The sequence below is a fragment of the Microbacterium sp. KU4F genome (assembly GCF_056868075.1).
In genome coordinates this window covers 2558185-2577229 of record NZ_CP200324.1, presented here as the reverse complement: position 1 = coordinate 2577229, position 19045 = coordinate 2558185, and the positions used below count along the sequence as shown (strand labels likewise).

Annotated in this window: 13 protein-coding genes and 2 pseudogenes; 6 read left to right on the top strand and 9 right to left on the bottom strand. The window is 70.1% G+C overall.

The genetic code is table 11. The features are described 5' to 3' along the window. Nucleotides 1-211: 211 nt before the first annotated feature. From AC1VNH_RS13085 to AC1VNH_RS13065, 5 genes and pseudogenes are all read right to left on the bottom strand, one after another. The gene (locus AC1VNH_RS13085) at nucleotides 212-1963 is read right to left on the bottom strand and encodes an alpha-glucosidase (RefSeq protein WP_483111839.1); all 1752 of its coding nucleotides are present in this window, start codon (nucleotides 1961-1963) and stop codon (nucleotides 212-214) included. Beyond that, nucleotides 1950-3553, bottom strand: a pseudogene (locus AC1VNH_RS13080) (glycoside hydrolase family 66 protein). Before AC1VNH_RS13080 ends, AC1VNH_RS13085 begins: the two are co-directional and overlap by 14 nt. Then, nucleotides 3550-4395, bottom strand: coding sequence for a carbohydrate ABC transporter permease (locus AC1VNH_RS13075; protein ID WP_483111838.1), 846 nt, complete (start codon nucleotides 4393-4395; stop codon nucleotides 3550-3552). The pseudogene AC1VNH_RS13080 and the gene AC1VNH_RS13075 overlap by 4 nt, the downstream one beginning before the upstream one ends. Beyond that, complete coding sequence (locus tag AC1VNH_RS13070) at nucleotides 4395-5324, bottom strand: carbohydrate ABC transporter permease (protein WP_483111836.1); 930 nt, start codon at nucleotides 5322-5324, stop codon at nucleotides 4395-4397. Before AC1VNH_RS13070 ends, AC1VNH_RS13075 begins: the two co-directional genes overlap by 1 nt. Next, nucleotides 5325-6602, bottom strand: a complete 1278-nt coding sequence (locus AC1VNH_RS13065) for an extracellular solute-binding protein (protein WP_483111835.1) — start codon at nucleotides 6600-6602, stop codon at nucleotides 5325-5327. It abuts the gene before it with no gap. Nucleotides 6603-6727: 125 nt separating this feature from the next. Here AC1VNH_RS13065 and AC1VNH_RS13060 point away from each other — a divergent pair, with 125 nt between their 5' ends. Further along, a complete protein-coding gene (locus AC1VNH_RS13060; RefSeq protein WP_483111834.1) occupies nucleotides 6728-7864 on the top strand; it encodes an ROK family protein in 1137 nt (378 codons plus the stop codon). 54 nt (nucleotides 7865-7918) lie between these two features. Here the strand turns inward: AC1VNH_RS13060 and AC1VNH_RS13055 are convergent, their stop codons facing one another. Then, nucleotides 7919-10129, bottom strand: a complete 2211-nt coding sequence (locus AC1VNH_RS13055) for a glycoside hydrolase family 3 C-terminal domain-containing protein (RefSeq protein ID WP_483111833.1) — start codon at nucleotides 10127-10129, stop codon at nucleotides 7919-7921. A 100-nt stretch (nucleotides 10130-10229) separates the two neighbouring features. Between AC1VNH_RS13055 and AC1VNH_RS13050 the strand changes: the two genes are divergently transcribed. Next, nucleotides 10230-10826, top strand: coding sequence for a TetR/AcrR family transcriptional regulator (locus AC1VNH_RS13050; protein WP_483111832.1), 597 nt, complete (start codon nucleotides 10230-10232; stop codon nucleotides 10824-10826). Beyond that, nucleotides 10823-12274 carry a carboxylesterase/lipase family protein gene (locus AC1VNH_RS13045; RefSeq protein ID WP_483111831.1) on the top strand — a complete coding sequence of 484 codons (1452 nt, stop codon included), beginning with the start codon at nucleotides 10823-10825 and terminating at the stop codon, nucleotides 12272-12274. Before AC1VNH_RS13050 ends, AC1VNH_RS13045 begins: the two co-directional genes overlap by 4 nt. 106 nt (nucleotides 12275-12380) lie before the next feature. Here the strand turns inward: AC1VNH_RS13045 and AC1VNH_RS13040 are convergent, their stop codons facing one another. The 3 genes from AC1VNH_RS13040 to AC1VNH_RS13030 all read right to left on the bottom strand — a co-directional run bounded on the left by AC1VNH_RS13040 (nucleotide 12381) and on the right by AC1VNH_RS13030 (nucleotide 15436). Beyond that, a complete protein-coding gene (locus AC1VNH_RS13040; RefSeq protein WP_483111830.1) occupies nucleotides 12381-13265 on the bottom strand; it encodes a DNA-methyltransferase in 885 nt (294 codons plus the stop codon). After that, complete coding sequence (lplAB, locus tag AC1VNH_RS13035; RefSeq protein ID WP_483111829.1) at nucleotides 13244-14293, bottom strand: lipoate-protein ligase LplAB; 1050 nt, start codon at nucleotides 14291-14293, stop codon at nucleotides 13244-13246. The genes AC1VNH_RS13040 and lplAB overlap by 22 nt, the downstream gene beginning before the upstream one ends. Nucleotides 14294-14587: 294 nt before the next feature. After that, nucleotides 14588-15436 carry an alpha/beta fold hydrolase gene (locus AC1VNH_RS13030; protein WP_483111828.1) on the bottom strand — a complete coding sequence of 283 codons (849 nt, stop codon included), beginning with the start codon at nucleotides 15434-15436 and terminating at the stop codon, nucleotides 14588-14590. A gap of 78 nt (nucleotides 15437-15514) precedes the next feature. Between AC1VNH_RS13030 and AC1VNH_RS13025 the strand changes: the two genes are divergently transcribed. From AC1VNH_RS13025 to AC1VNH_RS13015, 3 genes and pseudogenes are all read left to right on the top strand, one after another. Continuing rightward, nucleotides 15515-17104, top strand: coding sequence for a DHA2 family efflux MFS transporter permease subunit (locus AC1VNH_RS13025; protein WP_483111827.1), 1590 nt, complete (start codon nucleotides 15515-15517; stop codon nucleotides 17102-17104). 45 nt (nucleotides 17105-17149) lie between these two features. Continuing rightward, entirely contained in the window at nucleotides 17150-17581 is a 432-nt protein-coding gene (locus tag AC1VNH_RS13020) for a MarR family winged helix-turn-helix transcriptional regulator (RefSeq protein ID WP_243226635.1), read from the top strand. A 5-nt stretch (nucleotides 17582-17586) separates the two neighbouring features. Next, nucleotides 17587-18897, top strand: a pseudogene (locus AC1VNH_RS13015) (MFS transporter); the annotation flags it as partial. Nucleotides 18898-19045: the final 148 nt, after the last annotated feature.

Below are 19045 nucleotides of genomic sequence, written 5' to 3'. Positions count from 1 at the left end.
GCAGCGGTGGGGATGCGGTGAGCGGAGGACGCCTCGAGGGATGCACGCCCTCCGCTCACCGGATCCTCTCCGCTCACCGTATCCTGAACCTCAGGCGTTGCCGGCCGCGATCAGCTCGTCGACCTGCTGCTCGCTCACGGGCGCGTTCGGGAAGGCGGCGGTCGCATGGTTTCCGGCGCGGCGCGGGAAGGACCCGCACCGCGCCGGAGGCTCAGGCCTCGGGCGGGTCCCGGCGGACCACGCGAGCTTCCCAGGGGCGCAGCCGACCCGCATCCGCCCCCGGATCCGCGGGCAGATTCGTCAGGATCGGCGGCCGGTCGGCCAGGGTCGCTGCGAGCTCGCCGGAGAGCACGACGGGCTCCGACGACAGGTTCGCCACGACCAGCAGTGCGCGCTCGCCCCGCCGGCGCTCGAAGGCGAACACGGCGTCGCTGCCCGCATCGATCCGACGGAAGTCGCCCTCGGCGACGATGGGTTCCTCGTGGCGCAACGCGATGAGCGCGCGGTAGTGCTCGAACACCGAGCCCTCGACCCCGTACTGGGACTGCGCGGTGATGTGCGCCGCCGCCGCGTTGACGTCGATCCAGGGAGTGCCGGTCGTGAAACCGGCGTGCGCGGTCGAATCCCACTGCACCGGGGTCCGCGCGTTGTCGCGGCCGATGTGCGCGATGCCGGCGAGCACCGTCTCGGCGTCGTCACCGAGGGCGATCCGCTCCCGGTAGTGGTTGATGCTCTCGATGTCGCGCACGTCCTCGATCGACGCGAACCGCGTGTTCGTCATCCCCAGCTCCTCGCCCTGGTAGACGTAGGGCGTGCCGCGCTGCAGATGCAGCACCGTGGCCAGCGCCGTGGCCGACTCGCGCCACCACGCGCCGTCGTCGCCGAAGCGGCTGACGGGGCGGGGCTGATCGTGGTTCGAGAGGTAGAGGCTGTTCCACCCGGTCTCGGCGAGCGCCTCCTGCCATCGGGTGAACGACGCGGCGAGTGCACCGGGCGCAGGCGGGCGATGCACGAACTTGGAGCCGTCGCCGTGGTCGAGACCGACGTGTTCGAACTGGAACACCATGTCCAGCTCGCGCCGCGCCGGATCCGTGAACAGGGCAGCCTCCTCGGGATTCACGCCGGGCATCTCCCCGACCGTGAGCAGGCCCGAGCGCCCCTGGAACACCTCGCGATGCATCTCCTGCAGGAACTCATGCAGGCGCGGCCCGTGCGCGAAGTGGACGAATCCGTCGCCGTACAGCTCGCCGGGCGCGGCCGCGCCGTCGGGCAGGCCGGGCGCTTTGGAGATCAGGTTGATGACGTCCATGCGGAAGCCGTCGACACCGCGCTCCAGCCAGCGGCGCATCATGGCGTAGACCGCCTCCCGCACCTCCGGGTTCTCCCAGTTCAGATCCGGCTGCTTCCGATCGAACAGGTGCAGGTAGTACTGACCGCTCTGCGCGTCGTACTCCCACGTCGATCCCGAGAAGAAGGACGTCCAGTTCGTGGGCTCGCTGCCGGGCTCCCCCGGAACGGTCCCCGGACGCGCGTCGCGCCACCAGTACCAGTCGCGTTTGGCCGCGGTGCGCGCGGAGCGCGCCTCGCGGAACCAGGGATGCTCGTCGGAGGTGTGGTTGACCACCAGGTCCATGACGATCCTGATCCCACGGGCGTGCGCCTCGGCCAGCAGCTCGTCGAAGTCCGAGAGCGTGCCGAAGAGGGGATCGATGTCTTCGTAGTCGCTGATGTCGTAGCCGTTGTCGGCGTGCGGGGACCGGTACACCGGCGAGAGCCAGACGACGTCGATGCCCAGACGCTGGAGGTGGTCGAGCCGGTGGATGATCCCGCGCAGGTCGCCGATGCCGTCGCCGTCGGAGTCCTGGAAGCTGCGCGGATACACCTGGTAGACGACGGCCCTGGTCCACCAGGCGGCGCTGCCGCTCCCGTCCGCGACGGCCGCGACGAGCTCAGAAGACGACATGGATCACCTGCCAGATGTTCAGTGCGGGAAGATCGACGAACGCCTCGTCGCCGTGCACATGCACCTCGACCGGCACGAGCCGGGCGCTGCCGTCGGGGTCGGCGACGCTCACGCGCGGGACGCGGTCGCGGAGGCTACGCATCCGCAGCCGGCCGCCGGCGAGGGGCATCGGCTGGTTGCGGGCCGCATCCCATGCCGTGTCGGTCTGGTCGACGAGGTTGATCAGGTGCACGACCAGCCCGACCTCCGCGGTGGTCACGCGGCGCCAGACGGCGCCGGCCGTGGCGGTGGAGGCGACGGCGACGCCCTCGAACCGCACGTCGAGGTCACCGTTGTAGCCGCCCACGTACGACGAGGTGACCTCGCGGACGTGCGCGGGCATCAGCAGCGCGTCGTGCTCGACGAGAAAGTCGTACCAGCGGGTCAGCAGGTCCAGCGTGCCCTCGGATGCGGCCTGGTTGCGCACGTAGTAGGGGTCGACGAGCAGTCGCCCGTCCTCTCCGGCGAGCAACTGGGTGGCACCGTGCGAGAAGAGGGTGGCCATCGTGAGCGCCGTCGAGATGTCGCCCTGGGCGGGCTCGACACTGTCGTAGACGTGCTGGTACGCCGCCAACACGACGGGTCGCCCCCGCCCTCGGCACGCGCCCGCAGCGCGAGGGCGGCCAGAGAGGCGAGCGAGTCGTTGGGCTCCCAGGGCTCGATGTACACCGCGTCCTGGTCGAGGGACGCGGTGCGCCAGGTCGGGAAGTCGTTGACGTTGTTGAAGATCAGACGGGCCTGCGGCAGCTCCTCGCGGACGCCGCCGATGAGGGTCGCGAAGGACTCCGCGACGTCGACGAGAGCGCCGTCGGGGGTCGTCGCGAACTTCGGGTAGCCGTACTGGTCGAGATGGAAGCCGTCGAGGCCCACCTCCGCGGCGGAGCGCGCCAGCTCGCCGCGGAAATGCGTGAGCCACGGCTCGGCGGCGGGGTCGACGATGAACAGGAAGTCGCCGAGCGCGTAGGGCTCGCCGTCGCCGCGCAGCAGGGCGAGCCCGCTCCAACGGTCCCACTCGTTGGGCCCCACGGCGTAGACGGCGGCGTAGCCGATGGCCTCGGCCCCGACCGCCCGGTAGCCGGCGGCGAGGGCGCGCACGGTGTCGAGGCTGATCGTCTGGCCGAGCGCATCGTCGTAGCTCTCACCCCCGCCCAGCAGATCCGCGTGGCGGTAGGCCCAGTCGTAGAACTGCACGGCGTTCACGTGCAGCCGACGCGCGAGCCGGGTCGCGGCGTCGATGTCCTTGTCGGCGGGGTAGGCGGCCACGAAGCCGTACCGCAGGCGCGAGCGCGCCTCGGAGGTGACCTCGACCGCCGTGCGGGCGACGATGCCGCCGGCGACGACGAGCTCGATCCCGTAGGACCCCTCGCCGGGCACGTCCACCTCGTGCACCCCGCCACCGGCGACCTCGCCGCGCCAGAGCTCGACGCCGAGCCGCCAGACGCTCAGCGTGCCCGCGAGGGCGTCGTCCGTGGTCTCGATCTCGATGAGGACCGCATCCTGCGGCGTGTACGTGGCACGGGTGGGAAGAAGGGAGTACTGATGCACGATCATCCTTTGATGGCCCCGGAGGTGAGGCCTTGTACGAAGTGGCGTTGGAAGACGAGGTAGACGATGATCACCGGGATCACGGCGATCACGGATGCGGCGAAGACGAGCCCCCACTGCGTCGCGTTCTGCCCCTGAAAGAGCTGGATGGCGATGGGCAGGGTGCGGTTCTGCGGACTGTTGATGATGGTCAGCGCCCAGGCGAACTCGTCCCAGCTCGCGAGGAACGTGAAGATCGTCGCGGTCGCCAGGGCGGGCCGCGCCAGCGGGATCGCGAGTCGCCAGAAGCGGGTCCACGCGTTCGCGCCGTCGATCTGCATCGCGTGGTCGAGCTCCCCCGGCAGCGCCGCGAAGAAGCCGCGCAGCAGGAAGACGTTCAGCGCGAGCGAGCCCGCCACGTAGAACACGATGAGACCGGCCAGCGAGTCGAGCAGATGGAAGTACTTCGCGAGCACGAACTGCGGGATGATCAGCATCATCGCCGGCACCATGAGCCCGATCAGCAGGATGCGGAACAGCACCTCACGCCCCCGGAACGTGAACCGGGCGAACCCGTACGCCATCATCGAGCTGATCAGCACCGAGAGCGCCGTGGAGACCACGGCGACGATGATCGAGTTCATCGCGTAGCGCGCGAAGTCCTGCGTCGTCCACGCCTGCACGTAGTTGTCCCAGGTGAACGGATCGGGGATGAACTGCGGCGGCGTCGACAGCACAAACGCCTGCGGCTTGAACGAGGTCGAGAGCATGTACAGGAACGGCGTCACCATGACGACCGCACCGACGATCAGCGCGACGACGCGCAGCGAGGTCGCCGCGCGTCGGCGGACGTCCTGACGAGCATTCATCACAGGGCCTCCTCATCCGTACGGTCGCGGAACACGCGCAGCTGCACGACCGAGAAGACGAACACGACGATCGTCAGGAGCACCGCAAGCGCAGCGCCGTAGCCGAAGTCGAGGTTCGAGAACGCCTGCTGGTACATGAAGGTGAGCAGGACCTCGGTCTGGCCGCCCGGCCCGCCGGCGGTCATCAGCAGGACGGAGGTGAAGACGTTGAACCCGCCAATGACGAGCATCACGACGACGAACAGCATGGCGGGCCAGATCGCGGGGATCGTGACGGCGCGGAACCGCTGCCACCAGTTGGCCCCGTCGAGCGCGGCCGCCTCCTCGAGGGACTGCGGCACCCCCTGGAGCGCGGCGAGGAAGATCATCATGGACCAGCCGACGCCTTTCCACACGCCGAGTGCGCAGATCGCGACGAGGGCCGTCCACCGGCCCGAGAGCCAGGAGGTGTCGCTGCCCAGCACGAAGTTGACGAGCCCCTGGTCGGCGAAGAGGTACTTGAACAGCAGCGACACCACCACCCAGCTCGTGACGACGGGCAGGTAGAACAGCACCCGGAACAGCGGTCGGGCGGGGGCACGGGATTTGAGCAGCATCGCGACGGCGAGGCCGAGCACGATCTGGGGCGGCACCGTGAACAGCATGTAGATGCCGCTGTTACCCAGACTCAGCCAGAAACGGTCGTCCTGCAGCGCACGCGCGTAGTTGTCGAGGCCGACGAACTCGCTCGCCGCCCCGCGCAGGATGTTCCAGTCATACAGGCTCATCTGCGCCGCCTGCACCATCGGATACAGGATGAAGAGGGCGAATAGGAGGGCGCCGGGGGCGATGAACAGCCACGGGGTCGGGTCGAAGCGCCGTCGGCGGCGGGCGGAGAGGGGCCGGAGCGAGGGCTTGGTCTCGCTCCGGCCCGCGGCGAGGGTGGACACTTACTTGTTCTCCGCCAGCAGTGCGTCGATCTTGCCCGCTGCCGCCGTCAGCGCGGCCTGCACCGTCGTCGAGCCGTCGAAGGCCGGGACGAGCTGCTCGCTGAGGATCTTGTCGACCTCTCCCGCCTGCGGGATGGGAAGACGCGCGCGAGCGGTCTGCAGCTGGTCAGCGAAGGTGGCGAAGTACGGCACGAGCTCGGCCTGCTTCTGCGCGAGATCGGGCTTGACCGACATCTGACCCACCTTTGCCATCGCCAGCTGGAACTTCTCGGACTGAGTGAACTCGATGAACTGATAGGCCGCATCCGCGTGCGTGTTGCCCTCGGTGAGCACGATGCTCTCTCCGCCGACGACGCTGATGGATCCGCCCTTGCCCGCCGGCACGGGCGAGTAGACGGGGGTGAACTGGGGGTACTGCCCCGCCCAGATGTCCTGCATCCAGGGACCGTCGAGGATGGTGGCGTACGCGCCCGACGGCAGTCCGTCGCTCGTGGAGGTCGAGCCGGCGTTGCCCGTGATGAGGTTCGGGATCTGCCCCTCCTGGTACAGGTCGACGAGCAGCTGCACGCCCGCAACGCTCTGCGCGCTGTCGAGGTAGCCCGTGGAAGTAGTGAGGTCCTTGTCGGTGATGTCGCCGCCCGCAGACCAGATCCAGGGCATCACGTTCCACGCGTCGAGCCCGCTGTCGGCGAAGGCCGCGACACCGGTGCCCTTGAGCTTGCCGGCCAGATCGCGCAGCTCGTCGAAGGTCTTCGGGGGCACGGACATCCCCGCGGCCTGCAGCGCGGCGGTGTTCGAGACGAGCACGCGCGTGTTCGTGTTCAGGGGCAGGCCGTAGTAGTCGCCGTCGTACGAAGTCGTCTGCAGGGTGCCGGGGTACACCTGCGCCGCGAGGTCATCGAAGCCGGGCATCGCACCGTTGAGCTTCTTGAACACGCCGAGCTTGGCGAACTGGGCGACCCACCCGATGTCCGAGCGGATGAGATCGGGCAGCTCGCCGCCGGCGGCGCTCGTGGTGAGCTTCTGCTTCAGCCCGTCATAGGGCATGTCGACGTACTGGACCCTGATGCCGGGGTGATCGGCCTCGAACGCGGGGATGAGCTCGTTCTCGAGGACGTCCGTCTGGGCGCTGTTGCCGCCGTTGCCGTAGGTGCCCCAGAAGGTCAGGGTGACGTCGCCGCCGCTGCCGCCGTCGCCGCCCGGCGCCGCACAGCCGGCGAGCACCGCCCCGGCGACGAGCGCCAGAGCTCCGATCGACGCGAAACGCTTGTGCCTCATTGCAGTCTCCATTTCCATGCGATCGCCGTGATCGCGGTTTATTTCACCACACGAAGGAAAGATGATGCAACAGTTCGTGTCTAGACTGTAATCACGTTGTTTTACTTTGATGTCGAAGGAAAAGAATGGCCTGGCGCCCGCGGGATCAGATCGCGCAAGACGTGGCGCTCGAGGTGCTCCTGCACGGGCCGCTGAGCCGCGCGGAACTCGCCCGCAGACTCGGCCTCGCACCCGCGACCCTCACCCGGGTGAGCGCCGAGCTCATCGCCGCGGGCCTGCTCGTGGAGTCCGGTCAGGTCACGGAGCGACGGGGCCGCCCCTCGACCCTGCTGCAGGTCGTCGCCGAGGCCCACCACTTCATCGGCATCAAGCTCTCCAGCGACACCCTCACCACGGTCGTCACCGACCTGTGCGCACAGCCGGTCTCGGCCGTGCGCCACGACCGGCACGGCGGGGACCCCGCCGCGGTCGCCGATCTCATCGCCCGCGCCGCCGCGGATGCGGCCCGCGAGCACACGATCGATCGCGTCGGCATCGCGGTGGGCGGCGTGGTGGGGCCGGGCGGGGTCGTCACCTCGGCGCCCTTCCTCGAGTGGCAGGACGTCCCGCTGGCCGCGATGGTCGCCGACCGCGTCGGCATCCCCGTCTCGTGCGCCAACGACCTCGAGGCCTACACGCGCTCGACCCACTGGTTCGGCGAGGGATCCGGGCACGACAACTTCGCGGTGCTGACGCTCGGGATCGGTGTGGGCTACGGCTGCGTCGCGAACGGCCGCCCCCTGCTGAACGCCGACTCGGGCGTCGGGCTCGTGGGGCACTGGCCCCTCGACCCTCTGGGCCCGCCCTGCACGCAGGGCCATCGCGGCTGCGCCGAGGCCATGCTGACCTCGCCCTCGATAGCCCGCCAGATCCGCGCGGCGACGGGACGGGACCTCACGTGGACCGAGGTTCTCGAGGCCGCCGCATCCGACGACACCGCCGTGCGCCGCATCCTGGATCAGTCCGGACTCGCCCTGGGCAAGCTCGTCGCGGCCGTCGCCAACCTCACCGCCCCCGACCTTTTGGTGATCGGAGGCGAGGCCGTCGATCTGGCGCACGTCGCCCGGGAGGCGATGATGGCGGGGATGCGGCAGCACCGCGACCCGCGCGCGTCCGCAGTCGAGGTCGTTCTGGCCGAGGGTTCGAACGAGCAGTGGTGCCGCGGAGCCGCGGTCTGCGCACTGCAGGAGTTCGTCTTCGACCACGGCGTCGCGAGCGGCTGAGACCCTTAGCGCCCTCCGCTCACCGGATCCTCTCCGCTCACCGCATCCTGAGCCTCAGGCGTTGCCGGCCGCGATCAGCTCGTCGACCTGCTGCTCGCTCACGGGCGCGTTCGGGAAGGCGGCCAGGCGGCCGATCGGGAACGACGCCATCATCTTGATCATCCCCGCCTCATCGCCGAACATCGCGGTGATGGCCGGGCCGATGATCGAGGCCGTCGCGGGGTTCTCCAGCAGCTCGCCGATCGAAGACTCGCGCGACAGCGGCGGGCGCACCTCGTCACCGGTCAGCTCGAGCGCGACCGACGAGCGGATGTCGCGGCTCGATGCGGCGGCCTCGAACACGTAGGCGCCGGGCTCCACGATCCAGCCGTCGACCCGGATGTCCCAGTAGGCGAGGTCGCTGCGGCGGACGATCAGCTCGGCCGTACGGGTCTCGCCCGCGTCCAACGCGACCGACAGGAACGACTTCAGCTCGCGCGGCGCCCGCTGTACGGCGGAGCCCGGCAGCGAGGAGTACACCTGCACGATCTCGCGCCCGGCGACGTCCCCCGTGTTGGTGACGTCGACCCGCACGAGCACATCGCCGGTCTCGGTGACCTCGGCCGCCGCCTCACCGTAGGAGAAGCGCGTGTAGGAGAGTCCGTGGCCGAACGGGAAGGCGACGTCCTTCGCGCTCGCGTCGAACCCGCGGTAGCCGACGAGGAGGCCCTCGCCGTAGCGCACGTGGCCGAACTCGCCCGGGAAGCTGCCGTAGGAGGGGGTGTCCTCCAGCCGCAGCGGGATCGTCTCGGTGAGCTTGGCCGAAGGGTTGACGTCACCGAAGAGCACGTCGGCCGTGGCCGAGCCGCCGGCCTGTCCGAGCAGCCATCCCTCCAGGATCGCCGGCACGCGTTCGGCGAAGGGCAGGGCGACGACGCCGCCGTTGGAGAGTACGACCGCCACGTTCGGGTTCGCCTTCACGACCTCGTCGACGAGCGCGAGCTGCGCAGCCGGCAGATCGATGTGCGTGCGGTCGAAGCCCTCCGACTCCTCCGCGGCGGGAAGGCCCAGGAACAGCACGACACGCTCGGCGGATGCGGCCGCGGCGACCGCTTCGGCGCGCAGCGCGCCCGCATCCCCGCTGCCGTCGAAGGTGAAGCCCGCGGCGTAGGCGACCTCGCCGTCGGCGGCCGCGCGGATCGCGTCGAGTGCTGCATCCACCCGCGTCGGGTTGATCAGCGAGGACCCCGCACCCTGGAAGCGCGGCTCCGCGGCGAACGCGCCGATGACGGCGATGCGCTGCGAGCGATCGAGCGGGAGGATGTCGCCGTCGTTCTTCAGCAGCACGATCGAGCGGCCCGCGGCCTCGCGGGCGAGAGCGTGGTGGGCGTCGACGTCCAGCACACCGGATGCGGCGGGCCGAGCTCCGGCCTTGCGCACGAGATCGAGGACCCGACCGGCGGCGAGATCCACGACGGCCTCATCCAGCGAGCCGTCCTTCACGGCGGCGACGAGCTGTGCATCGGTGCGTCCGCCGCTCGAGGGCATCTCGAGATCGAGCCCGGCCACGACACCGGCGACCCGGTCGTTGACCGCGCCCCAGTCGGAGACGACGAGCCCCTCGAAGCCCCACTCGCCGCGGAGCACGGAGGTGAGCAGCCACGGATCCTCGGACGCGTAGACGCCGTTGATGCGGTTGTACGAGCACATGACCGTCCACGGCTGGGCATCTTCGACGACACGCTGGAATCCGCGCAGGTAGATCTCACGCAGGGGCCGAGGGTCGACGTCGCTCGAGACGCGCAGCCGGTCGGTCTCCTGGTTGTTCGCGGCGAAGTGCTTGAGCGAGGCTCCGACACCCCGCGACTGGATGCCGCGCACGAGGCCGGCACCCATGACGCCCGAGACGATCGGGTCCTCGGAGAAGTACTCGAAGTTGCGGCCGCACAGCGGGGAGCGCTTGATGTTGACGCCCGGGCCGAGGATCACGGCGACGTCCTCGAGCGCGGATTCGGTGCCCAGCGCGACACCGACCCGCTCGGCGAGCTCCGGGTCGAACGACGAGCCCAGGCCCACCGCGGGCGGGAAGCAGGTGGCGGGGACGCTCTGCACGAGACCGAGGTGGTCGCTCGCGGCCGACTGCTTGCGCAGTCCGTGGGGACCGTCGGTCATCATGATCGAGGGCACCCCGACCCGCTCGATCGGCTTGGTGGTCCAGAAATCGCGGCCGCTGGTGAGCGAGGCCTTCTCCTCGAGCGTCAGCTCGGTAGGGGACACATCCGTCATGGTGCTCCTTCGTGATCGCGGCGCTGCTCCGCGCCGACGCGAAAAGCTTATGTCGCTCGGTTTTCGTCGCACAAGCGGTTTCGGGCATATCCTCGGGAACATGACGCAGCGGGGGTCCTACGCGAAGGGCGTCGCCCGGCGCGAGCAGATCCTCGAGGCGGCGCTCGCGGTCATCGCCCGCGAGGGCTATCGCGCCGCATCCGTGCGCGAGATCGCGGACGCCGTGGGGCTCAGCCAGGCGGGATTGCTGCACTACTTCGACAGCAAGGAGCACCTGTTCGTCGAGATCCTCCGCAAGCGCGACGAGTTGGACCTGCGCACCTACGACCCCGAGGGCGCCGAGGACCTGCCCGCGGCGTACGAGCGGATGATCGCGCACAACGCCCAGGTTCCCGGGCTCGTGCATCTGTTCGCGCGGATGTCGGTGGAGGCGGGCGATCCCGCGCATCCGGCGCACGCGTACTTCGCCGAGCGCACCTCGGGATTCCTCGACGGCCTCCGCGACTGGTTCCAGAAGGCAGCCGAGGCGGGGCGGATGACTCCCGACATGTCGCCGGCCACCGCCAGCAGGCTCGTCCAGGCCTCGTGGGACGGCGCGCAGTTGCAGTGGCTGCTGGATCCGTCGGTCGACATGGCCGCGATCGTCCGCGCCGCGTTCCAGAGCGCCTTGACCGGACACCAGGCGCAGCTGCGATGACCGACCCTCTCGTCACCGTCTCGACCGGCACCCTTCGCGGCGTCCGGCGCCCGGGCTCGCTCGCCTTCCTCGGCGTCCCGTTCGCGGCCCCACCCGTCGGTGAGAACCGCTTCGCGGCGCCCCAGCCCGTGGCGCCGTGGGACGGGGTGCGCGACGCGACCGCCTACGGCCCCACCCCGCAGCGCGGCGACACCGGCATCACCCTCATCCCCGAGCCCTCCGTGCCGGGCGACGCGACGCTCAACGTGAACGTCTTCACACCCGACACGGATGCGGCGGCACCCTTCCCCGTCCTCGTGTGGATCCACGGCGGCGGGTACATCTCCGGCTCGCCCGCGAGCCCCTGGTATGACGGTGACACGCTCACCCGCGAGGGGATCGTCGTCGTGACCCTCTCGTACCGGCTCGGTTTCGACGGGTTCGGGGCGATCGATGGCGCGGCGAGCAATCGCGGCGTACGGGACTGGATCGCAGCCCTCGAGTGGGTACAGCAGAACATCGCGGCATTCGGCGGCGACCCCGCACGCGTGACGATCGGCGGACAGTCCGCCGGCGGCGGGGCGGTGCTGACGCTGCTCGGGATGCCGGCGGCGCAGCACCTCTTCTCGGCGGCCTGGTCGATCTCCGGCGCGCTGGGAGATGTTCCGCTCGACGAGGCGCGCGCCCGCGCCGCCCGCCTGGCGGTCGCCGCGGGGGTGAGCGCGGACCGCGACGGTTTCGCGTCCGTGCCGGAGGAGACACTGCACGCACTGCAGAGCACGATCGAGCTCGCCCCGCATCGCGGCCGGCTCGCCCCGCTGCGCGAGATGATCGCCGAACGCGCGTGGGGCCCCGCGGTCGACGGCGATCTGCTGCGCACCGATACCCCGACCTCGATCGCCGCGGGCGTCGGCGCCGACAAGCCTCTGCTTCTCGGCTCCACGGCCGACGAGTTCACCATGGTCACCGACTCGTTCGCCCCGAAGCTCCGCCTCATCCCTGCCTGGCTGGCATTGGCAGCCCTCGGACTCGACCGCCGCCGGCGCCGGGGGTACCTGCGGGACAACCCGGGCCCGCGCGCGAAGGGCACCGCAGCCGTGCTCGGCCGCTACGTGACCGACCGCGTCTTCGGCGCCCTCGTCCCGCGCATCGCGGACGCCCGCGGCTCGGCCGCCGCGACGTGGACGTACCGGTTCACCTGGCCCTCGCCCACGATCGGTTGGGCCTGCCACTGCCTCGACGTGCCGTTCTGGTTCGGCCGGCTGGACGCCGACGGCGTCGCCCGGATCGCGGGCCCGCATCCGCCCGCATCCCTCGCCGAACGGATGCACGCCGCCGCCGTCGCCTTCATCCGCGACCATCGGGCGCCATGGACGCCGTGGAGCGAGACCCCCGGCACCACGCAGGTCTTCGACGTCGACTCCCCCGTCGTCGAAGACGGCTACGCCGGCACCGCCGCCCTGCTCTGACGTCGTTCTTTGCCGCGAGAATGCATTTCGAGCACGAGATCACTGTGTTTACCCGTGATCTCGTGCAAGAGACGCAGTCTCGCGGGTCCGGTGTCCCGCGAGCGGCTCAGGCCTCGCGAGGCAGGGGCGGGATGAGCACGGCGCGGGGCATCCGCTGACGCATCACGGCGACCGCATCCGCGTTGTCGTCGACGAGCACCGCATGGCGGCCGAGGGGAGCCGCGACCGCGCCGGTCGTGCCGCTGCCCGCGAAGAGGTCCAGCACGGCATCGCCGGGGCGGCTCGACGCCTGCACGATGCGGCGCAGCACCCCCTCGGGCTTCTGCGTCGGGTAGCCCGTCTTCTCGCCCCCGGACGTCGGCACGATCGTGTGCCACCACACGTCTGTCGGCAGCTTGCCGCGCGCAGCCTTCTCCGCCGTGACGAGCCCCGGCGCCATGTACGGCTCGCGATCCACCGCATCCGCATCGAAGAAGTACCGCGCTGGATCCTTCACGTACACGAGGATCGTCTCGTGCTTCGTCGGCCATCGGCGGCGAGTCTTGGCGCCGTAGTCATAGGCCCACACGATCTCGTTCAGGAACCGCTCGCGACCGAACAGGGCGTCGAGCATGACCTTCGCGTAGTGCACCTCGCGGTAGTCGAGATGCAGGTACAACGTGCCGTCGTCGGCGAGGAGACGCCACGCCTCGAGCAGCCGCGGCTCGAGGAAGCCCCAATAGTCGTCGAACCGGTCGTCGTACGCACGCAGGTCGCCCCGCAGACGCGCATACTCCTGGCCGCGGAAGCCGGGGCGCGAGACCGCATCCGCGTCGGACACGGTCGCCGTCTCGATCGCGCGGATGCGGGAGCGCCCCGTGTTGAACGGCGGATCGAGGTAGACGAGCGTGAACGCTCCGGAGGGGAGCTCCTTCGCGATCGCCAGGTTGTCGCCGTGGTGGATGGCGACGGTTCCGGGGGTGAGCCCGCTCACGGCACGCGCTGCAACCACGCATCCGTGGCGAACTTGCTCTGCACGAGCGCCTCCGCCTCGGCGTATTCCTCGTCGGTGATATGTCCCGTCGTCGCACCGTACATCGTGGTGAACGTGCTGATGAAGCGCTCGATGATCTGCTCGCGCGGCAGCCCCGTCTGGCGCCGCAGCGGGTCGACGCGCTTCGCGGCCGACACCGTGCCCTTGTCGCTCAGCTTCTCGCGGCCGATGCGCAGCACCTCGGTCATGACCTCGCCGTCGAGGTCGTAGCTGAGGGTCGCGTGGTGCAGGACGCCGCCGTTGGCGAGGCGCTTCTGCGCGGCACCGCCGATCTTGCCCTGCGGGGAGGAGATGTCGTTGAGCGGCTGGTACGTCGCCTCCACCCCGAGCGAGCGCAGCGCCTGCAGCGCCCAGTCGTCGAGGAACGCGTAGGAGTCGGCGAACGTCATGCCCGCCACGAGGGATGCCGGCACGTACAGCGAGTAGGTGATGATCGCGTTGGCGCCCATCATCATCGCGCCGCCACCCGAGATGCGCCGCACGACGTCGTAGCCGTGGCGGGCCGCACCATCCGGGTCGACCTCGTTGCGCAGCGACTGGAACGAGCCGATCACGACAGCGGACTGGTCCCACTCCCAGAGCCGGAGCGTGGGGTTGCGGCGTCCGTCGCCGACGCGGGCGGTGAGGACCTCGTCGAGGGCGAGGTTCATCCGCGGTGAGACAGGCGCGTCGTGCACGACCTCCCAGGAGAAGTCCTTCCATCCGGGAGCGGTGACCAGCGCCCGTCGCACGACCGTGCCGACCGCCTCGGGCGAGAATCCGAGCAGCTGCGCGCCGTCGGGAAGCGCCTGGCGCACGGCGGCGGCGATCGCGGCCGCATCCGTCTCGACCGACAGCCCCTCGACCGCGCGGTTGATGTCGAGCAGCGCCTCGTCCGGCTCGAGGAAGAAGTCGCCGGCGAGGTGCACGTCGGCGATGCGCCCCTCCCGCACCTCGAGATCGACGACAACGAGCTTGCCCCCGGGGACCTTGTACTCACCGTGCATGCTCTCAGCCTAGGTCGCCCGCTCCCCCGCCGGCCTTGATCCTCGGCCCACACCCGAGCAATCGCCGCATCCGCCGCGTCTTGGACTCACCCTCTTCGCCCCGTCTCTCGCCCCTCGTCCCCTACTTGCCGCGAGACTGCATTTCCGGCACGAGATCACGGTTAATACCCGTGATCTCGTCATCAAGATGGGCCCACGCGCCCAGAGGCTCCGCGCCCGCGCAGCGGGCGTGGAGAGGGCGTGGGGACAGTCTCGCGGGAGGAAAAGGGGCGAGAGCGCGGGAGAAAGAGTGCCTCAGACGCGGGAGGGGATGCGGGCGTCGAGCCAGGCCAGGAGGTCGGCGCGCACGTCGGCCTGCATCACCTCGTTGAAGATCTCGTGGCGCGCGCCCGGGTAGACGAGGGTCGTGACGTCGGTGAGCCCGGATCGCTCGCGGTACTCGGCGGCGAGCTTGTGGACGCTGCGCGGGCCGCCCACGGTGTCGTCGCGCCCGACCATGAGCAGGATCGGGATGTCGCGACCCAGGTTCCGGCGCGGACGACCGAACAAGCGCGCGGCATCGACGGGACCGAAGAGCTTCAGCAAGGGCGTGCCCGTGGTCAGCGGGTCGTCGACGAACGCGCGTCCCACCGAGAGGTCGCTCGAGAGCCACGCGGTGCCCGTCGCATCCTCGCGCTGCCACGGGGCGTTGAGGTTGCCGGCGTTGAGGGTTCCCGGCAGGCGCAGCGCCGACCCCGAGAGCACGACGGCGTCGTAGGCCTCCGGATGCCGGTTCACCAGGATCTGCGCGAGGAAGGACCCCCAAGAGTGCCCCAGCAGCACGAGCGGCAGGTCAGGGTTCTCGTCGCGGATGCGGCGGGTCAGCTGCCAGACCGCATCCACCGCCGCCCGGTGCCCGCCCCGGCCGAGCCGGCCGAGCCGCGCGGAATCGCCCCACTGCTTCATGCCGGTGCGCCCGTGCCCGCGGTGGTCGTCCGCGTACACCGTGAAGCCCGCGGCGGTGAGGGCGGAGATGAGCACGGGATAACGACCGGCGTGCTCACCCACGCCATGGAGCAGTTGGATGACACCGCGCGCGGTGCCCTGGGCGGGATGGATGTCATAGACGATCTCGACGCCGAGCGCGTCGGTGAACTCCGGCATGCTCTCGATGTTATGGGTCGCGCGCGGCTCGGACGGGTGTAATCTCTCGTCGAGAAAGCTAGAAAAGCGAGACATATCATGAACGCTCCGTCATCCCGTCGCTGGGCGGGCCTGGTCTTCATCAGCGTCGCCGTGTCGCTGATCATCGTGGACTCGACGATCGTGAACGTCGCCGTGCCCTCGATCGTCGACGAGCTCGGCGTCTCCTCGACCGAGGTGCAGTGGATCCAGGAGGCGTACACCCTCGTCTTCGCCGCGTTCCTCCTGCTGTTCGGGTCGATCGCCGATCGGATCGGCCGGCGACGGCTCATGCTCATCGGCATCGCCCTGTTCGCGCTCGCCTCCATCAGCGCGGCGCTCGCGCCCGACGGGCGCCTGCTGATCCTCGCCCGCCTCGTGCAGGGCGTGGGCGGCGCGATGATCCTGCCGACGACCCTCTCCCTCATCAACGCGACCTTCCGCGGCAAGGAGCGTGGCATCGCGTTCGCCGTGTGGGGCTCGACGATCGGCGGCATGGCGGCCGTCGGACCGCTGCTGGGCGGCTGGCTCACCACCGCGTTCTCGTGGCGCTGGGCCTTCGGCATCAACCTGCCGCTCGCCGTCGTCATCGTGATCGGCGTCCTGCTGACCGTTCCGGAGTCCCGGGAATCGGCCCGACGCGGCATCGACGGAGTGGGCGCCCTCCTATCCGTCGTCCTGTTCGGATCGCTCGTGTTCGGTCTCATCGAGGGGCGCACCTACGGCTGGTGGCAGAACACCGACACCACGTTCTCGCTCGGCTCGTTCAGCTGGCCGTTCTCGATCTCGCCCGTCCCCGTGGCCTTCGCGGTCGCCGCCGTCGCGCTCATCGCCTTCATCTCCTGGAGCGTGCACCGGGTCCACCGAGGACGCGCCGCTCTCCTCGATCTGTCCCTGTTCCGCATCGGCACCTTCCGCGACGGCAACCTCGTCGCGCTCACGGTCGCGCTCGGCGAGTTCGGCATCATCCTGTCGCTGCCCCTCTGGCTGCAATTCGTGCTCGGATTCGACGCGCTGCAGACCGGCCTGGTGCTCCTGGCCCTCGCGATCGGCTCCTTCGTCGCGAGCGGATTCGCCGGCGCCGCATCCGGTCGCGTGACGCCGGTCACGATCGTGCGGGTCGGACTTCTCGCGGAGATCATCGGCATCGTCTGGGTCGGTCTCGTCGTCGCCCCGGATGCGGCGTGGGGTTGGCTGCTGCCGGCGCTGTTCGTCTACGGATTCGGCGTGGGGCTCGCGACCGCACAGCTCACGGGCGTCATCCTGCAGGACGTCCCGGTCGAGCTGTCCGGGCAAGGCTCGGGCACGCAGTCCACGTCTCGCCAGGTCGGCGCGGCACTCGGCGTCGCGATCCTCGGCACAGTGCTGTTCACCTCGACCGGCGGCCTGCTGGCGAGCTCGCTCGACGATGCGGGGGTGCCCGCATCCCAGCGTGACCAGATCGTCTCGAGCGTCGTCGACTCCGCGGGCGGGGCCATCGCGGGTCTGGCCGCGAACCCGCAGACCGCCGAGATCGCGACCGCCGCCGAGACAGCCTTCTCCGACGGCACCCGCTATGCCGCGTTCACCGCGGCGGGATTCATCGCCGTGGGCCTGGTGGCGACCCTCACCCTCGGCGGGCGTCGTCGCGAGCAAGTCGAGTCCGGATAGTCGCTCGATCCTTAGCAAGACTAATGAGCTATGCTAAGGATCGAGATGACCGACGAATCCCCCCGCGCCGCCGAAGCGGCAGAGCTGCGCATGTCCGTCTTCCGTCTCGCCCGGCGTCTGCGCGCCCAGCGCGCGGTCGACTCGATGAGCGACGGGCAGTTCTCGGTGCTCATGGCACTGAAGGTCAACGGCACGCGCACGCTCGGCGAGCTCGCCGCGCGTGAGCGGGTGACGGCTCCGTCCATGAACCGCACGGTCAACTGCCTCGAGGAGTCGGGCTACCTCGAACGCCGCAGCGATGACACCGACCGTCGCAAGGTCAACATCGTGCTCACGGATGCGGGCCGCGCCGTCGTCGAAGAGACGGTGCGCCGCCGCAACGCCTGGCTGGAAGAGGCGCTCGACGAGCTCGACGCCGATGAGCGCGCGACGCTGCACGCCGCATCCGAGATCCTGCGGAAGGTGGCCGAGCGATGAGCGCCATGTTCCGCTCGATGCGGCTGTTCAACTACCGCGTCTGGTTCCTGGGCGCGCTGGTGTCGAACATCGGCGGGTGGATGCAGGCGACCGCCCAGGACTGGGTGGTGCTGACGCAGCTCACCGACAACGACGCCACGGCCATGGGCGTCACGATGGCGCTGCAGTTCGGCCCGCCCCTCGTGCTCGTGAGCGTCACCGGCTGGGCGGCCGACCGCTTCGATCGCCGGCGGATGCTGCTGGTCACCCAGTCGACGCTGATGCTGCTGGCCGTGACCGTCGGCGTCCTCCTGCTGACGAACGTCATGACACTGCCGCTCATGTGGTGCTTCGCGGCGGCGTTCGGCGTCGCGAACGCGTTCGACGCACCCGCGCGTCAGGCGTTCGTGACCGACATCGTGTCGCGCGACGACGCCTCCAATGCCGTCGCCCTCAACTCCGCATCCTTCAACGCCGCGCGCCTGCTCGGACCGGCGATCGGTGGCGTGCTGATCGTGCTGGTGGGCACCGGGTGGGTCTTCATGATCAACGCGGGCACCTTCCTCGCGATGCTCGTCGCACTCATGCTCGTGCGCGTACGCGAGCTCGTGCCGCGCACCCGTGCGCCGGGCGGTGCGCGCCTCGCCGACGGCTTCCGCTACGTCGCGGGACGACCGGATCTCAAGGTCATCTTCGCGATGGTGTTCCTGATCGCCGCGTTCGGCATGAACTTCCCGATCTTCGCCTCGACGATGGCGGTGCAGTTCGGGCAGCAGGCCGACGGGTACGGGCTGTTGAGCTCCGTGCTCGCCATCGGCTCCCTCGCCGGCGCGCTGCTCGCCGCGCGGCGCGATCGCGCCCGCATGCGGGTCGTGATCGCCGCTCTCGGCGCCTTCGGCGTCTTCTCCCTCATCTCCGCGGCGATGCCGACCTACCCGCTCTACGCCGTGAGCCTCGTGTTCGTCGGCTTCAGCACCGTCACGATCCTGACCACGGCGAACGGCTACGTGCAGACCACGACCGACCCCGCCCTGCGCGGTCGCGTGCTCGCGCTGTACATGGCCGTCATCATGGGTGCCACTCCCATCGGCGCCCCGATCGCCGGGTGGGTCGCCGACGCGTGGGGCCCCCGCACCGCGATCGACGTCGGCGCGGTCGCGGGTCTCATCGGCTGCGCGATCGGCGTCACCTGGCTCCTCGCATCCGGTCGGGTGCATCGCGATCCCGAGGCCCGTCTGCGCTTCGAGATCGACGAGACCCGGCCTGTGCGCGTCGTCGCCCCCGAGGAGTTCAGCGACGAGGTCGCCGCGGCCACCGCCCCCGTCACCCTCCCGGATGCGGCAAGCTCGCCGCCGCATCCGACGCCGCTCGCCGCGCACCGCCCGCGCCCCGCGTCCCTGACCCGCCGCGGCAGGCCTGGCGCGCCCGCCCCGCCGCGCGCGCCCTGCCGCGCGCGAACGTCGGAGATTGGGCCCGATGTCGGAG

Bases quoted from the DNA above. Each gene is read 5' to 3' on its own strand.
- AC1VNH_RS13085 (WP_483111839.1), bottom strand. From the start codon at position 1,963: ATGTCGTCTTCTGAGCTCGTCGCGGCCGTCGCGGACGGGAGCGGCAGC.
- AC1VNH_RS13075 (WP_483111838.1), bottom strand. From the start codon at position 4,395: ATGAATGCTCGTCAGGACGTCCGCCGACGCGCGGCGACCTCGCTGCGC.
- AC1VNH_RS13065 (WP_483111835.1), bottom strand. From the start codon at position 6,602: ATGAGGCACAAGCGTTTCGCGTCGATCGGAGCTCTGGCGCTCGTCGCC.
- AC1VNH_RS13060 (WP_483111834.1), top strand. From the start codon at position 6,728: ATGGCCTGGCGCCCGCGGGATCAGATCGCGCAAGACGTGGCGCTCGAG.
- AC1VNH_RS13055 (WP_483111833.1), bottom strand. From the start codon at position 10,129: ATGACGGATGTGTCCCCTACCGAGCTGACGCTCGAGGAGAAGGCCTCG.
- AC1VNH_RS13050 (WP_483111832.1), top strand. From the start codon at position 10,230: ATGACGCAGCGGGGGTCCTACGCGAAGGGCGTCGCCCGGCGCGAGCAG.
- AC1VNH_RS13045 (WP_483111831.1), top strand. From the start codon at position 10,823: ATGACCGACCCTCTCGTCACCGTCTCGACCGGCACCCTTCGCGGCGTC.
- lplAB (WP_483111829.1), bottom strand. From the start codon at position 14,293: ATGCACGGTGAGTACAAGGTCCCCGGGGGCAAGCTCGTTGTCGTCGAT.
- AC1VNH_RS13030 (WP_483111828.1), bottom strand. From the start codon at position 15,436: ATGCCGGAGTTCACCGACGCGCTCGGCGTCGAGATCGTCTATGACATC.
- AC1VNH_RS13025 (WP_483111827.1), top strand. From the start codon at position 15,515: ATGAACGCTCCGTCATCCCGTCGCTGGGCGGGCCTGGTCTTCATCAGC.
- AC1VNH_RS13020 (WP_243226635.1), top strand. From the start codon at position 17,150: ATGACCGACGAATCCCCCCGCGCCGCCGAAGCGGCAGAGCTGCGCATG.